Genomic DNA, 15,121 nt, shown 5'->3' on the forward strand with positions numbered 1-15,121 from the left:
CCGATGGTTCGCCCCGAGGGCGAGCCGGCAGCAGTGCGGCTAGTGTGAGCTTAGCCGCCTGAGCCTGACAACCCTGGAGTGTCTGGTTTGATTGTATTCCGCTATTTGTCCCGCGAAGTCTTGCTGACCATGAGCGCCGTAAGTGCGGTGCTGCTGATCATCATTATGAGTGGCCGTTTTATTCGCTACCTGGCGCAGGCTGCGCAGGGGGCGTTGGATCCCGGTGTGCTGCTGTGGATCATGGCCTTCCGCATTCCCGGCTTCCTTGAACTGATTTTGCCGCTGGGCTTGTTCTTAGGCTTCCTGCTCGCATACGGCCGTCTGTACCTTGATAGCGAAATGACTGTGCTCAGCGCCACCGGCATGAGCCAGCAACGGCTGCTTGGCTACAGCATGCTGCCGGCGGTGGTGGTCGCGGTTTTGGCCGGCTGGCTGAGCATGGGCTTGGCGCCGCAGGGGGTTGGCCATGTGGCGAAGATTCTCAACCAGCAAAGCACCCTGACTGAGCTGGATACCCTGGAGCCGGGGCGCTTTCAGTCGATGAAAAACGGCCTGCGGGTGACCTACGCCGAGTCCCTGGCGGATGACCGCAAGGAGTTGTCGGGGGTGTTTATCTCCGAGAAGCAACTGACCCGCGCCGGCGATAAAGAGCGCGGCATTGCGGTATTGGTCGCGGACAAAGGTCACCAGGAGATCAAGGCCGACGGCAGTCGCTACCTGATTCTGCAAAACGGCTATCGCTTTGACGGTAACCCCGGTCAGGCTAACTACCGGGCGATTAAGTACGAAACCTACGGGGTGTTGCTGCCCAAGCCAGAAGTGGCGGCTGACGTGACCGAGCGTGAAGCGATGCCGACCCATGCATTATTGGGCAGCGACGATAAACGCCTGCAGTCGGAACTGCAGTGGCGCTTGTCCATGCCGATTCTGGTGTTTGTCGTCACCTTGCTAGCCGTGCCGCTGTCGCGAGTGAACCCGCGCCAGGGCCGCTTCCTCAAATTGCTGCCGGCCATTCTGTTGTATATGGCCTACCTGTCCTTGCTGATCGCCGCCCGTAGTGCCCTGGATAAGGGCAAGATTCCACCGGTCTTGGGCCTGTGGTGGGTGCATCTGATTTTCGCTGCAGTAGGTGCCTTGCTGCTGTATTGGGAGCCTCTGCGTCTGCGCTGGGCGGCTCGTCGTGCCGGGAGGGCCGTCGCTCATGCGTAAGCTGGATCGCTATATCGGAACCCAGGTGTTTGTCGCCATCCTCGGCGTGCTGGGCATTATCGTTGGCTTGGCGCTGCTGTTCGCCTTTATTGATGAATTGAGCGATGTCGATGAGACCTACGGCCTGCTCGATGCCCTGTGGTACGTGCTGCTGACCGGGCCACGGCGTCTGTATGACATGTTGCCGATGGCGGCTTTGATCGGTTGCTTGATCGGCCTTGGCTCGCTGGCCAGTAACAGCGAATTAACCATCATGCGCGCGGCCGGGGTTTCCATCGGGCGTATCGTCTGGGCGGTGATGAAGCCCATGTTGGTGCTGATGCTGGTCGGCCTGCTGATTGGCGAGTATCTGGCGCCTTATACCGAAAACCAAGCTCAGGCCAGCCGTGCCTTGGCTCAGGGTGGCGGCGAGGCGCAAAGCGCCAAGCATGGTCTGTGGCATCGCCAGGGCCGCGAATACATCCACATCAACGCCGTGCAGCCCAATGGTGTGTTGTTCGGGGTGACGCGCTACCAGTTCGATGAGAACAAGCGTTTGTTGTCCTCCAGCTTTGCTCGGCGTGGCCTGTACCAGGGCGACCACTGGGAGCTGCAAGATGTGCAGAGCACCTTGCTGCATGAGCGCAGCAGCGAAGTGGTGAACAAAGACAAAGAACGTTGGGATATTGCCCTGACCCCGCAATTGCTCGGCACCGTGGTGCTGGCGCCGGACGCCTTGTCGATGACCGGCCTGTGGAGTTATATCCATTACTTGGCTGCCCAAGGCTTGAATAACAACCACTACTGGCTGTCGTTCTGGACCAAGGTGCTGCAGCCGCTGGTGACCGCTGCGTTGGTGCTGATGGCGATTTCCTTTATCTTCGGCCCGCTGCGCTCGGTAACCCTCGGTCAGCGGGTATTTACCGGGGTGTTGGTGGGCTTTGTGTTCCGCATCGCCCAAGACCTGTTGGGCCCATCGAGCTTAGTCTTCGGCTTCTCGCCACTGCTGGCGGTGTTGGTGCCGGCGGGTATTTGTGCCTTGGCCGGGGCTTGGTTGCTGCGCCGCGCAGGCTAGCCTGAAGATGAATAAAAAAGCCGGCAAATATGCCGGCTTTTTTCTGCGCGCTTACTTCTTATGGATGTTCTTAGGTAGCTGCACCACTTGGCTGTCCGAGTACTTATCGTGCCAGGTGCGCTTGTCCTTATCCCACAACAGCCATAGGTAACCCAGACCACAGGCCAGCCAAGAGGGGACGGCCACGAGAAAACGCAGCAGCGCCTGCCACAGGCTGATGGCGCTGCCATCGCTGTTTTGCACGCGTATACCCCACACTTGCATGCCCAGCGTTTGGCCGTTGTGGGTCCAGAACTTGGCGAAGAAGCCAAATAGGCACAACACCAGGGTGGTCGACAGCAGCGGATCACCATCTAGGGCGCCGGCATCGGACAGCTGACGTAATTTAGCTTCGCCGTAGATACCCATCTGGATCAGCTTGTAGATAAAACTAACGACAATCAACAACGCCAGGCACAGCAGGGCGTCATAGAACATGGCGGCAAGGCGGCGGGGCAGGCCAGCGCTGGGGAATTCACCCTGCGGGCGCAGCAGGTGTTTCGGCATGGTTGACTCTTAGCTAAGGCAAACGGAGCGCCTAGGGTAGCAAAGAGCGGGCTGCGGGCATAAAAAAACCCCTGATGCGTGCATCAGGGGTTCTTCACAGCAGCAGACTTATTGTTCGATTTGAACTTCGTCAGCCTGCATGCCTTTTTGACCTTGGACAGCGATGAAGCTGACTTTTTGGCCTTCTTTCAGGCTCTTGAAGCCGTTGCCCTGAATAGCGCGGAAATGTACGAACAGATCCGGACCGCTTTCTGGAGTGATAAAACCAAAACCTTTTTCGTCGTTAAACCACTTGACGGTACCGTTCTGACGATTCGACATTTTTATATTCCTTGAAACTTGAGTTGGTGACAGCCGCTACTCGTTATGAGGGGCTGAATACTGGTTGCAAGGAGTATTGCGACGTCGAGCGGGATGTAGCGGATCAGCAATGATCTACTGCATCAGGTCACGATTTCCGGCGACCCATGCAAACACAGTGCGGAAACTCTACGCTAACTATTAGGCAAATGCCAACCCCTGCCAAAGTGCCAAGTTGCGCGCTATATGCCCTAAGTCGCGAACAGCTAAGTTGATTCGCGCAGTACTGGTTTTTATTGGGCGTGGATGCCCGCGCAGGCGTAGGTGCAGGCTGGGCCTAGGTTAGGGCTGAGATTGCAGGCAATGCCGAACAGTTAGTTGAGAAATACTGGCCAATAAGCGCGATCTAGACAATTGGCATGCAATCCATATGTAAGCCAGTCAGCGTGGTAAGTGTCTGTTTGTAAGTCATTATTCTTATATGTTTAAGGCTTAATACATATGCAACTTGTTATAAACATTCGTACTTAATACTGACTCAGCCTTGCACTCGTGCTTACAGTTGATACACCCGCTTTGTGGGCAGTCCTGTGTGTCGGGATATGTTGAGTGCTGGTCATTACGCTGTCATGAGTTGGGCGTTGCGCCTAGTCTGGGGCAATCCGCCAACCTAATAGTGTTTGAGTGGCGGCGACCTAATGAAACGCCGCTGACCAAAATACGCGGCCAATGATAACAATGCCGCTTAGGCGCATTTGCTCGGCGCTGTACTCTTCATCAGGATGCTCGGCCTGGTTGTAGCTGCGCAGGCGAATGCCGCCACCGGGCAGGCGATAAAGCACCTTCACGCGTAATTGGCCGTCATGTTCGAGCGCGTAAATCTTGCCGTCATTAACCTGGGTGGCGCCGGTGTTGACTGCCACGGTGCTGCCGTCCGGCAAGACCGGGTCCATGCTATTGCCATGCACTGGCACGCAGATGGCTTGATCAAATTGCACGCTGTGCTTTCTGAGGGTCATTTTGCCGAAGCGCAATTTGCCCTGGCTGCTTTGCTCGATAGCCGTTCTACCGCTACCGGCGGACAGTTGCACTTCACGCAGAAACGGCACTTCCACTTCATCGTCGTCTAGCGGGGTGTCTTCATCCCAGGGGCTGATTGAGATGAGCTCCGGGTGCCGGGTACGCAGAGCCTGCCCGCTGCTGTCGGCGGAGGATGCCGGTGAGTTGCCCCACATCAGCCATTCGGGAGATACCCGCAGAAAAGCGGCCAGGCTGTGCATTTTGGCTAAGGCCGGGATCGACTCTTCATTGAACCATTTGGATACGGCTTTGGGGGTCACCCCTACAGCGCGCGCGATGCGTGCCGCCACGCCGTAACCCTCAAGCCCTGCATCGCTGCAGGCCTGCTTTAGGCGTGTGGTGAAGGCTTGGCGAATTTCCGATGTTTGTACCATGGGTTCCATTGTCTACGGCCTTGACTGTACTTTCAGTACGTCAATAGTATGTACCAATAGTACATGATTTGTCAGCAGGGCTGGCGCTGCAGCGAATTAAGGCCGGGCTGTAAGACGCAGCCTTACTGTCAGGTGGGGTGGTGCCATGCATCCCTTGGGTTGGATAACTAAATGGCCGGCAGGCGAGATATGACTTGTTTGGCATGGAATGCATAACCGTCAGGGAGAATTTGAGGATGAAGAAACGTCAGTACAGCAACAAGCCTTTGGGGGATACCGAGTGGTTGCTGGAGCAGTGGGGTTGGTGGCGTATGGATGGCGAGGGCGTACCTGGTTATGTCTCGCCGCTGTACCGACTGATTCGCGATAACAAGGGTGGTGCAGGGACTCGGTACAACATTGCAGATGCTATGGCCTTGGCTATCGACAGCGCAGTGGCCAGGCTCTTTAAGCGGGATCAGCAGATGGGCGAGTTTGTATGGCTGTACTTCGGCGCTAAATGGACGGCGCTACGAATTGGGCGCGAAAACGGCCTTAGCGAAGGGTCGGTGCGCCAGGCGCTGCGCGCTGGCGTGGCGTGGGTAGACAGTGCATTGGAGAGCCTGCGCGAGAGCGCTTAAAAAAGTTCTTTGCGTACGGATAAACAACTGGTTTTATGTAAATGTGTCCGGTTGTTAGGCAATACCGGACACCCTTTTAAGCCTCGGCATCTCGTCGGGGCTTTTTATTGCCTGCAATAAAGCGTCAGCACATCCCATTTGGGGCTGACTTGGGCACCCCTAAGGAGGCCGCAGATGTTGAAAGAGTGCCGGTGCGGTAAGTGCAACAAACTTCTCGCCCGTGTGGGTGAGTTCAGTCGTATCCAGATCAAGTGCCCGCGCTGCGGAACCTTGAACCACGTGAAGACCATGAGTCTCGCTAATGCGCCATCGAGCCTTTTAACTTCGTTGGAGAACAGTGATGACTAAGCAAAATCAAACCACCCCAGTAATAGTTGGCGACGGCCCACAATATGCGTTGCCCCATGTGTTTATGTATCCCGATCAACTGCCGGTGTTTATCGACAAATTCCTTGCCGTGTTTGGCGGTACGGCGGATCCGATCAGTGACGTCAACCTAGCCGCCGTGCCGGCGACGATGCAGTTCACTGATCTGCAAACCAGCGTCGGCGCCATCTCGGCGCAGGCATACAAGGACAACGCTGCGCCGTTCCCCATGGGCAAGGAGGCCGTTGGTTTCGGTGTGGCGGATATGGACACGGCGGTGCAGGTGGCTCAGGCCGCAGGGGCAAAAATCCTGCGGCGCTGGACCGTGTTTGGTAACCAAGAGGCGATGATCGAATGGCCGGGCGGCGTGCGGATTCAGTTCTACGCCTACGCCGGGGAAGTCCCGGTTATTGAGATCAAGGAGTCGACCTCCAATACCCGCTACTACCTCGAACCGGATGCCGCTGCGCAGTTTGTCGGCACCTTTGTCGCGGCCACGGGCGGCACTGTGCTCAGTGATGCCTATTACCCCTCCGAGGAAATCGGCATCGCCGGCACTATGTTCCGCCGCGCGCAGCTGAGCTCCAGTTTGGGGCTGGTCAATGTGATCGAGTTAACCCGCGAGTTACGCGACCAGCTGCGCTATCCCCACAGCGAGATCAAAACCGACTTTGTCGTGGCCGATCTCAATGCGGTGGTGGCCAAAGCGCGCGAGGCGGATGTGGATGTGCTGGTACGCCCTGAGTACAGCGATCCTAATAGCCGCCGCGCCGTGCTGCGCTTCCCCGGCGAATATGTGATTGAGATTCGCCAGCAAGCGGCGAGCTGAGTGACTAGCTAAGCACTCAATTAAGTAAGACCTAAGCGAAAGCCCCGAGCTTCAACACCCCATCTATCTAGGCTGCGGCCACGAATTTTTCAGGCTTGAGTGGGATACAGCCGGCGTTTATGACCGGCGGTACAGGCTCTACTCAGCTGTTCGGCGTTGCTTGTGGCAATGTCCCGTCAACTTGGCTAAGTGTCAGATATTGGCACCGAGCGTCATTTCCCCCGGCGCGTCCAGCGCCAAATCCCATAAAGCACCAGCAATCCCAATAATCCCGCGACTATCAGCAGATAAGGCATCGCCTTAAGCAGCAGCGGCGGCTCGCCGCCTTTACGCAGGCTGGCCACATCCGCAGCGCTGATGCTCAGTTGCGGATTGCCGAAGGTTTGCAGGCTGTAGTTGGCCACGGCGGCGATTTGCTCATCGTTCAGATCCGCGCCCAAGGCCGGCATATTCACGGCTAGATCCGCGCCTTGGCGCTGCACACCATGAACAATGGCCATCACCAAGTTGTTGGCTTGGTTGCCGTTGAGTGAGCTGTTCTGGCTTAGCGAGGGGTAGAAGGCATCCGCGCTGCCTTGCCCATCGCGGCCATGGCAGCTGGCGCAGGCGGAGTTATACAGACGGGCGCCGTCCAGGCCGCTGCTATCCGCCAGCGAGGCTTGATCGCCTTGCCCCGTTTCCAGGCTGTGCATCGCCACCGGCTTAACCTCGCGCCTCACCGGTGCAGTCGCTTGGCTGGCGCGGCGGGCAGGAACGCTGAGCAAATAGCTGGCCATGGCGTGCAAGTCGCTGTCGGTTAAGTAGCGCAGGCTGTTTTCTACGGCTTCGGCCATGCCCCCGGCTGCCTGGGCTTTGTCGGTGAGGTGGCCGGTCTTGAGGAAGTGCATCAGGTCCGCCTCGCTCCAATTACCCAGCCCGCTGACTTTGTCGGAAGTGATGTTGGGCGCGATCCAGCCGCCCAGCGGCGCGCCGGCTAAATACTGTTGCGGGTCTTCAGCCATCAACAGGTTGCGTGGTGTATGGCAGGTGCCGCAGTGGGCCAGGTGATCGACTAGGTATTGGCCGCGGCTAAGTGGCTCGGAGGCGCCGGGTTTGGCGGTGAAGCCGGGCGGGTCGAGAAACAGCAGATTCCAGCCCCACATCAGTTGGCGCAGGTTAAACGGGAAGGCTAATTGAGTGGGCGGCACTGCCTGCTCCACCGCCTTAACCCCATTTTGCAGGTAGGCGTACAGCGCGTGGATATCCGCATCGCTCATGCCGCGGTAGGCAGTGTAAGGCATGGCGGGGTAGAGATATTGCCCCTTGGCGTTGATGCCCTTGCGCAGGGCATCGGCCAGTTGTTGCTCGCTGTAGTTACCGATGCCGTACTGTTTTGACGGGGTGATGTTGCTGGCAATGATCGCTCCCATGGGCGAGTCGATGGCGTAACCACCGGCCATGGCCGGGCCGTCCGCCGCTGGCGTGCGGTGACAGGCTACGCAGTCAGCCGCGCGGGCGATATAAGCGCCGCGCTCGATCAGGTTGGCGTTATCTTCAGCGGCCACTGCCGGCAGGCTGATGCATAGCAGCGTGAACAGGGCGCTGCACGGGTTGAACAGGGCCATGGCTTAGATCTCCCGCGCGATGATGTCAGCGGCACGAATGCTCAAGGCCACCCCCGTGAGGGTGGGGTTGATGGTGCCTGAGGCGGGAATCACCCCGGTGGTGGCGAGAAACAGATTGGCGTGGTCGTGACAGCGACACTCGTGGTTAACCACCGAGTCTTTCGGGTCATCGCCCATGATCACCGTACCCATCAGGTGGTCGCGGTTCTGCCAGCCGGTGTTGTCTTCCACCACCGTGCCGCCCATCAATTTGATGAACTGTTGATAGTCTTCCGTCACCCCGGCCTTGGCTGCCTGCACGTAACCATCCACTTCGTAATTGACCACCAGCATGGGGATGCCTAAAGCATCTTTGCGGGTTGTGCTGGGGCGCACGGTGTTGGTCGGCAGCGGCAGGGTTTCATAGACCGTGGAGATATCCACCCAGCGCGCCGCGTCATGGCGGATGCGCTCATCCAGCTGCTTGCCGAACACGCCTTGGCTGATCAGGCGCTTAGCCACTGCGATGTTAGGCACGTTATTGGCGATGGCGTGTTTGACCGCAGCGCGCTGTCTGCGGAAGTCGCCGTCGCGGCGGTTAAAGATACCGCCTTGTTGCACCGCGCCGCGCCCAGGCCAGAGTGGCTCGTCGGCGAGAAACTGGAGGCCCTGACCGGTGTGGTCCATGAGGTTGCGACCGACTTGATCAGAGGAGTTGGCGACATCGGAAAGCAGCAACAGCTTTGGCGTTTCTAAACCATGGGCGGCGATCACAAAGTATTTGGCGCTTAAGCGCACATCGGCGCCCTTGGAGCTGCGGTAATGCACGGCAGCGATCTTGCCGTCGGCGGCTTTCTCCAGCTTGTAGGCGGTGGCGTCGGTAATCAGCCGCGCTCCGGCTTGCTCGGCGTGGCGGGCGTGGGTGTCGCCGCTGTACATGGCACCGATGGGGCATACCGGCATGCAGTTGTTATTGCCGCTGCAAGCCGGGCGGCTGTCGTAGGGCTGGGTGGCTCTGGCGTTAGGTTCGTGGACGAAGTGGTAGCCCGCTGGGGCGAGGCGTTCGCGCAAACGCTGAAACAGATAGGTGTCGGCCTCAGGCGGCATCGGATAGGGCTGGGAGCGCGGCGGAAAGGCGCTGCCACCCTGGCCACTTTGGTCCTGCTCGCCGTTACCGCACACGCCCATGGCGATCTCGGCGCGCACGTAGTAAGGCTCCAGCTCGCTGTACTCAAGGGGCCAGTCGCGGCCTACGCCATACAGGCTGCGCAACTTCATGTCGTTGGGTAAATAACGCCAGCAGGCGGCGGCCCAATGCCAGGTGGTGCCGCCCACCAATTTGAGCATGCCCGGACGAAAATCAAACGAGCCGGTGTTCTCGATATATTGCTCGTCGTAGGAATGATGAGCCCAAGGTTGATTAGGGTAGGGCGAGTTGTAATTGGCCTTGTTCGAGGAGTTGCGATAGTTCTCGACTATCTTCCAGCGCGGAATACGCTCACCGGCCTCCAGAATAATTACGGACTTCCCTCGTTTGGCTAACTCATAGGCAGCATTGCTGCCCAGTGCCCCGGAACCCACCACAATTACGTCGGCATCGAATTGCTGAGTCATATCTATCCCTGGTAAACCCTGCAGGCGCGCGGCCTGCCTAAAGGGCAACGGTGCATATACGGACTAAACAGCCTTGGCTGCTCAGGCTGGCGTGACTGGCGATTGGCTAAGCGCGATCTAGTCGCTGGCGAGGCTGTTAGGCGGCCGGCTCCAGTAATTGGTCTGGCCGCGCGAGTAAGTGGGGATGACCGTGGCGTCGAGGGTGGGGCTATAGGCCAGGGCGCCGGTAAAGCTGACCAGGCGGGTATCGTCCACCGCGCGCAGCGACACCGGCGTGCCGGTGTAACCCAGGTACCAGGCGCTGACTATCTTCTGTACGACGGTTTGAGTGCGCTTATCGTCCTGATACAGCGGGCTGGCAGAGAACTGGCTGACGCTGCTGAGGCCTTGTTGCTGGACGCTATGCCAAAGACTTCTGACCTGCTCGGGGAAACCGGGGTCGGCCTCGGTACACTGCGCCAAAATGCGCAAAGACAGCTCGGGGTCTAGGTTCTCGCGCTCGGTGAGAAAGAGTGAAAATTGCTGGAAAGTGGCGACGTCCTGTTGCGCGCTGAGGCCCTCGGCTGCGAGCAAGCGGCCGGGCCAGAGTGGCGCGAATAAACCGGCACCAGTCAGCGCTGCACCTGAGTAAAACAATTGTCTGCGGGATATCACGGCTACTTCCTTGTCAGCCGAAGGTGCCAGGTTGATGCAGCAGGTAAGGCGGCGCGTTGAGCGCTGCATACATCACTCCCTGATGCGACCTAGGCCTTAGCTGGCGATTGTTTTATAAGGTCCTGATTCTAGCAAGCTGCGGCTGTAGAGCCCGAAATATCTATTTTTTATAACAGCGAACTAACTACTGTGCAGGTTAATCCTATAGGCGCGAAAAATTCCCTACGCCTAATGATTCACTGCGAGTTGTGGATTAATTAGCCGGTAACTGCATACAAGTGAGCTGCTATGCAGAAGCGTATATGTCCGGGCAGTGGAGACTATTGCGGTTTTTGGTTCAGCTCGTCTCGGTACAACCTAAGAGGATTTTTGGGGGGGGCTGGGGGGATTCGATACATCCGTAAAATTTGTGGCTTGCAGGTCGATTATAAAGCTTGGGATACACAGTAGCGGGGGAGTCCACTCCTTTTCCACGGACGTGCAGCATGACCGCGGCACTACCGTCAGCAGCATGAGTCGAATCATCCTTGAGCTTTCCAGGGACCCTCAACTCCAATGACCTTACCCTAGAGTCGGACGATGACCGTGGATCACTCAGCTTTCATGCTGCAAGCGCTTGAAGTTTCAAAGCAGGCACTGCCCGAGTGCCGTCCGAATCCGCCTGTCGGCTGTGTGATCGTACGAGGCGGCCAGGTCGTTGCTACGGGATACACGCAGTCGCCAGGCCATGCCCATGCCGAGATTGATGCAATGAGCAAGCTGACAGGGTCACTGGAGCATTGCACCTTGTATGTGACCCTAGAGCCTTGCTCATTTCACGGACGCACACCCGCCTGTGCACTCAAACTGATCGAGCGTGGGGTCAAGAAGGTGTATGTGGCAATGCTAGACCCCCACGTCAAAAACCAAGGAAAAGGCATTGAACTGCTCCGGGCCGCAGAGGTTGAAGTGCAGGTCGGGCTGGAGCAGTCTGAAGTGGAGAAGTACCTTAAGCCTTATCTTTTGTCAGTGTGAATGTCGAGTAGGCGGCTTCGCTATTCCATGCGGCAATTTCGGCGCGAATGAATGCGTTGAGTGTGGCCGCCTTACTCAGCAATGAATGAATAAAACGGCTGAAAACGCTAGACGGCGCTGCCAGAAAGCGATTGAGTTGATCCAGTGCTGTAAAGAATTAGGTGAGTCACTGGGCGCCAATTCGATCTGCATACTGATTTAATAGCGGATACAGCGAGTAGGGTGAATGGCGCTTTACCCATCCGCGATTGTGTGGTGACGCTTGGTGGCCAAGCTGGGCGTTGGCCACTCTACGTTCGATGCCTGGCTCAGGGAAACTCGCTGTAGCTGCTGACAAGGATGTGGAAGTAAGGAATCTGTGGCCAGTTTTCCCGCTCACTCACGCTGGTGTCATCAGAGAGCATGGTTATGGTGTAGCTATATCCTGTCTTCTCGTCTGCGTAGGAGCCGTTTGGTGCATCCCATCTACAGCATGAGCGTTTGAGTGCGGGCATGTTGAACTGCGTACTCAGATATTTTTCGACTTCAGCTGCATGGCTGCCTTTTACGCGATAGAGGGCAGTGGATGGCGTGCCTTGTTTGTCTTTTTCTATTTCGCAGCTTTGGTACTCAATGGCCGCTGGTTTGTGGCCAATGCGGGCCAGCAGGTCGCCGCAGGTCGGCTCCGATCGGGCGCAGCCTGAGAGGGCTATTAGTGCTGTTAGGCAAATAAGGTGTAGTGCTTTTCTCATATTTCAGGCCGTTACTATCAGGTCGCCGATGAATTTGCCGTTTTGGCCTTTTTCACGTTTGTTGATGAGGTAGTCGTAGATGGCGTTCCATTTGAGCAGTTCGTAGAAGGTGACGCAGCCTTCTGAGCTCTTTGGTTCTGCCTGGGCTTTGTGCGGATGGGCAATGTTATAGTTCTGTTTTTCCCCGTGCTAGAGCCTCTTTTTAGGTAAAGCCGCTGGTTGGCGTGGGCGGTTATTTAGTCGGCTGGTGGCTTATTTTTTTCTGAGCTGCCCGCTTATGCTGGGTGCACGTACAGTGTAAGTGGTACGTGCAATACCCTTCGATACTCGGGTGATCACCAGGGCAGCTGTGGAGGGTGTTGAGCTGATATTTAGAGAGGAGCATGCCTACGCAAAAGCTGAGGTGCGGCTAATCGATCTCTGCCAGCGCGGGAGTATAAAGACGATCTCTTCGCGATTGCCCAACCGGCAACTTCAGAGATGGTTATGAGGGGCATGGACAGCATTAAGGCCTGTTGGGGCTGGGCGCCCTACGTCCCGGCGGTGCTCTCGCCGCTCCAGAATGGGCGATGCGCCGCGAACTACTAAGTGCATGTTACACAGCGAAGTTGGATCAGTTGTAGGCGGTGAAGGCTAAGTGCGGTGAGTATTCACCCAGAATGGTTTTCCCGTTACGCCAACTTTACGCCAGACGAAAAAAAGGCCTTGATAATCAAGGCCTTTCTTCGAGTTTTTGGTGCCCCGGGGGAGACTCGAACTCCCACTTCTTTCGAAAACGGATTTTGAATCCGCCGCGTCTACCGGTTCCGCCACCGGGGCACAATGGCGGCGCAGTATAGGGATGGTGTCGGGGTTGGTCAATCCATTACGTGGAAAGAATTTACGATTTCCGTTAAGCTCTGCCGCCCTGCTAGATGACCCCCTGCCGACCATGCGTGTTGCCGACTTCCACTTCGAGCTGCCAGATGCTCTGATTGCCCGCCATCCCCTTGCTGAACGCCGTGCTAGCCGCTTGCTGGTATTGGACGGTCCTACGGGGGCGTTGGCTCATCGGCACTTCAGTGATTTGCTCGAGTATCTGCGCCCGGGCGACCTGATGGTGTTTAACAACACGCGGGTAATTCCGGCGCGCCTGTTCGGCCAGAAAGCTTCGGGCGGCAAGTTGGAGATTCTGGTGGAGCGTGTGCTCGATGAGCATCGCGTGCTGGCCCATGTGCGCTCGAGCAAGTCGCCTAAGCCCGGCTCGATGATTGTGCTGGATGGCGCCGGCGAAGCCGAGATGCTGGCGCGTCACGATGCCTTGTTTGAGCTGCGCTTCAATGAGCCGGTGCTGGCGCTGCTGGAGCGTATCGGCCATATGCCGCTGCCGCCCTATATCGATCGCCCCGATGAACAGGCCGACCGCGAGCGTTATCAAACCGTCTACGCCGACCGTGCTGGCGCCGTCGCGGCGCCGACTGCCGGCCTGCATTTTGATCAGGCGATGCTCGATGCCCTGGCGGCCAAGGGTGTTGAACGCGCTTTTGTCACCCTGCATGTCGGCGCTGGCACCTTTCAGCCGGTGCGGGTTGAGCGCATTGAAGATCACCATATGCACAGCGAGTGGCTGGAGGTCAGCCAAGAGGTGGTCGATGCCGTCGCCGCCTGCCGTGCTCGCGGTGGCCGGGTGGTCGCAGTGGGCACCACCAGCGTGCGTTCGCTGGAAAGCGCGGCGCGCGATGGCGTGCTTAAGGCCTTTAGTGGCGACACCGATATCTTTATCTACCCAGGTCGGCCGCTGCATGTGGTCGATGCCTTGGTCACCAACTTCCACTTGCCTGAGTCGACCCTGCTGATGCTGGTGTCGGCCTTTGCTGGCTACGGTGAAACCATGGCGGCGTATCAGGCCGCGGTGGCTCACCAATACCGATTTTTTAGCTACGGTGATGCCATGTTTATCACCCGTAACCCCGCCCCGCGCGGGCCAGAGGAACAGCTATGACGCGCACTTGCCGCATGTCTTTTGAATTGCTCGCCACCGAAGGCAAGGCGCGGCGCGGTCGTTTGACCTTCCCCCGGGGCGTGGTGGAAACCCCGGCCTTTATGCCGGTGGGGACCTATGGCACGGTCAAGGGCATGCTGCCGACCGATATCGAAGCCATCGGCGCGCAAATCATCCTCGGCAACACCTTCCACCTGTGGCTGCGTCCCGGCACTGAGGTGATCAAGCGTCACGGCGACCTGCACGACTTTATGCAGTGGCAGGGGCCGATCCTCACGGACTCCGGTGGTTTCCAGGTGTTCAGCCTGGGCGCGATGCGCAAAATCAAAGAAGAGGGCGTGTACTTCGCCTCGCCGGTGGATGGCGCCAAGGTCTTTATGGGGCCGGAAGAATCCATGCAGGTGCAGCGCGACCTGGGCTCCGATATCGTGATGATCTTTGACGAATGCACGCCATACCCGGCGGAGTTCGATGTGGCTAAGCGCTCCATGGAGCTGTCGCTGCGTTGGGCTAAGCGTTCGAAAGAGGCCCATGGCGATAACACCGCCGCGCTATTCGGGATCGTCCAGGGCGGCATGCACGAAGAACTGCGCATGCACTCGCTGCAAGGCCTGAATGAAATTGGCTTCGATGGTTACGCCATTGGCGGTTTGTCGGTGGGCGAGCCGAAAGAAGAGATGATCAAGGTGCTGAATTATCTGCCGGCGCAATTACCGGCCGATAAGCCACGCTATTTGATGGGCGTCGGTAAGCCGGAAGACTTGGTCGAAGGCGTGCGCCGTGGTGTGGATATGTTCGATTGCGTGATGCCGACCCGCAATGCGCGCAACGGTCATTTGTTTATCGACACTGGGGTGTTGAAAATCCGCAACGCCTTCCATAAACAGGACAACTCGCCGTTGGATCCAACTTGCGATTGTTACACCTGCAAACATTTCTCCCGCGCCTATCTGCATCATTTAGATAAATGCGGCGAAATGCTCGGTAGCATGCTCAATACAATCCACAACTTACGGCACTATCAGGTGCTTATGGCTGGTTTGCGTGAGGCTATTCAACAGGGTACATTGGCCGCCTTTGTCGATGCCTTTTACGCTAAGCGTGGCTTACCCACGCCGCCGCTGGATTGATCCCCGACTGTATTAACGGCCCTTTAATAGGAGTGT

The 15,121-nt window shown here is 57.6% G+C and carries 16 protein-coding genes and 1 tRNA gene; 9 read left to right on the top strand and 8 right to left on the bottom strand.

Annotation, left to right across the window (positions count from 1 at the left end; all coding sequences use genetic code 11):
- Positions 1-87 precede the first annotated feature (87 nt).
- Positions 88-1,209, top strand: coding sequence for an LPS export ABC transporter permease LptF (lptF, locus tag NTD81_RS20595; RefSeq protein ID WP_262184777.1), 1,122 nt, complete (start codon positions 88-90; stop codon positions 1,207-1,209).
- The gene (gene lptG / locus NTD81_RS20600) at positions 1,202-2,263 is read left to right on the top strand and encodes an LPS export ABC transporter permease LptG (protein ID WP_262184615.1); all 1,062 of its coding nucleotides are present in this window, start codon (positions 1,202-1,204) and stop codon (positions 2,261-2,263) included. Before lptF ends, lptG begins: the two co-directional genes overlap by 8 nt.
- 51 nt (positions 2,264-2,314) lie before the next feature.
- Here lptG and NTD81_RS20605 read toward each other — a convergent pair whose 3' ends face one another.
- The 3 genes from NTD81_RS20605 to NTD81_RS20615 all read right to left on the bottom strand — a co-directional run bounded on the left by NTD81_RS20605 (position 2,315) and on the right by NTD81_RS20615 (position 4,572).
- On the bottom strand, positions 2,315-2,809 hold the full coding sequence (locus tag NTD81_RS20605; protein ID WP_262184617.1) for an RDD family protein: 495 nt from the start codon (positions 2,807-2,809) through the stop codon (positions 2,315-2,317).
- A gap of 108 nt (positions 2,810-2,917) precedes the next feature.
- Positions 2,918-3,130, bottom strand: coding sequence for a cold-shock protein (locus tag NTD81_RS20610; RefSeq protein WP_058066694.1), 213 nt, complete (start codon positions 3,128-3,130; stop codon positions 2,918-2,920).
- A gap of 674 nt (positions 3,131-3,804) precedes the next feature.
- Positions 3,805-4,572, bottom strand: coding sequence for a S24 family peptidase (locus NTD81_RS20615; RefSeq protein ID WP_315974707.1), 768 nt, complete (start codon positions 4,570-4,572; stop codon positions 3,805-3,807).
- A 227-nt stretch (positions 4,573-4,799) separates the two neighbouring features.
- Between NTD81_RS20615 and NTD81_RS20620 the strand changes: the two genes are divergently transcribed.
- The 3 genes from NTD81_RS20620 to NTD81_RS20630 all read left to right on the top strand — a co-directional run bounded on the left by NTD81_RS20620 (position 4,800) and on the right by NTD81_RS20630 (position 6,378).
- A complete protein-coding gene (locus NTD81_RS20620) occupies positions 4,800-5,183 on the top strand; it encodes an antiterminator Q family protein (RefSeq protein WP_262184618.1) in 384 nt (127 codons plus the stop codon).
- A 174-nt stretch (positions 5,184-5,357) separates the two neighbouring features.
- Complete coding sequence (locus NTD81_RS20625) at positions 5,358-5,531, top strand: Com family DNA-binding transcriptional regulator (RefSeq protein ID WP_262184620.1); 174 nt, start codon at positions 5,358-5,360, stop codon at positions 5,529-5,531.
- Positions 5,524-6,378, top strand: a complete 855-nt coding sequence (locus NTD81_RS20630; RefSeq protein WP_262184621.1) for a hypothetical protein — start codon at positions 5,524-5,526, stop codon at positions 6,376-6,378. The genes NTD81_RS20625 and NTD81_RS20630 overlap by 8 nt, the downstream gene beginning before the upstream one ends.
- A gap of 212 nt (positions 6,379-6,590) precedes the next feature.
- Here NTD81_RS20630 and NTD81_RS20635 read toward each other — a convergent pair whose 3' ends face one another.
- The 3 genes from NTD81_RS20635 to NTD81_RS20645 all read right to left on the bottom strand — a co-directional run bounded on the left by NTD81_RS20635 (position 6,591) and on the right by NTD81_RS20645 (position 10,298).
- On the bottom strand, positions 6,591-7,982 hold the full coding sequence (locus tag NTD81_RS20635) for a cytochrome c (RefSeq protein ID WP_262184623.1): 1,392 nt from the start codon (positions 7,980-7,982) through the stop codon (positions 6,591-6,593).
- A gap of 3 nt (positions 7,983-7,985) precedes the next feature.
- Positions 7,986-9,575: a GMC family oxidoreductase gene (locus NTD81_RS20640; RefSeq protein WP_262184625.1), complete on the bottom strand. Its 1,590-nt coding sequence runs from the start codon at positions 9,573-9,575 to the stop codon at positions 7,986-7,988.
- Between the two features lie 117 nt (positions 9,576-9,692).
- The gene (locus NTD81_RS20645) at positions 9,693-10,298 is read right to left on the bottom strand and encodes a sorbitol dehydrogenase family protein (protein ID WP_262184626.1); all 606 of its coding nucleotides are present in this window, start codon (positions 10,296-10,298) and stop codon (positions 9,693-9,695) included.
- Between the two features lie 510 nt (positions 10,299-10,808).
- Between NTD81_RS20645 and NTD81_RS20650 the strand changes: the two genes are divergently transcribed.
- The gene (locus NTD81_RS20650) at positions 10,809-11,243 is read left to right on the top strand and encodes a bifunctional diaminohydroxyphosphoribosylaminopyrimidine deaminase/5-amino-6-(5-phosphoribosylamino)uracil reductase RibD (protein WP_262184628.1); all 435 of its coding nucleotides are present in this window, start codon (positions 10,809-10,811) and stop codon (positions 11,241-11,243) included.
- 308 nt (positions 11,244-11,551) lie between these two features.
- Here NTD81_RS20650 and NTD81_RS20655 read toward each other — a convergent pair whose 3' ends face one another.
- A complete protein-coding gene (locus NTD81_RS20655) occupies positions 11,552-11,974 on the bottom strand; it encodes a DUF4952 domain-containing protein (protein ID WP_262184629.1) in 423 nt (140 codons plus the stop codon).
- 515 nt (positions 11,975-12,489) lie between these two features.
- Between NTD81_RS20655 and NTD81_RS20660 the strand changes: the two genes are divergently transcribed.
- Positions 12,490-12,597: a DUF4113 domain-containing protein gene (locus NTD81_RS20660; protein WP_262184630.1), complete on the top strand. Its 108-nt coding sequence runs from the start codon at positions 12,490-12,492 to the stop codon at positions 12,595-12,597.
- Positions 12,598-12,708: 111 nt separating this feature from the next.
- Here the strand turns inward: NTD81_RS20660 and NTD81_RS20665 are convergent.
- Positions 12,709-12,793: transfer RNA gene (locus NTD81_RS20665), tRNA-Leu, on the bottom strand.
- Between the two features lie 112 nt (positions 12,794-12,905).
- Between NTD81_RS20665 and queA the strand changes: the two genes are divergently transcribed.
- Together queA and tgt are read left to right on the top strand one after the other, a co-directional pair.
- Positions 12,906-13,955, top strand: a complete 1,050-nt coding sequence (gene queA, locus NTD81_RS20670) for a tRNA preQ1(34) S-adenosylmethionine ribosyltransferase-isomerase QueA (protein WP_262184631.1) — start codon at positions 12,906-12,908, stop codon at positions 13,953-13,955.
- A 14-nt stretch (positions 13,956-13,969) separates the two neighbouring features.
- Positions 13,970-15,085, top strand: a complete 1,116-nt coding sequence (gene tgt, locus NTD81_RS20675) for a tRNA guanosine(34) transglycosylase Tgt (RefSeq protein ID WP_262184780.1) — start codon at positions 13,970-13,972, stop codon at positions 15,083-15,085.
- Positions 15,086-15,121 lie beyond the last annotated feature (36 nt).

Origin of the sequence: Pseudomonas sp. 5P_3.1_Bac2 (assembly GCF_025465995.1) — a bacterium.
Classification (GTDB): Bacteria; Pseudomonadota; Gammaproteobacteria; order Pseudomonadales; family Pseudomonadaceae; genus Aquipseudomonas.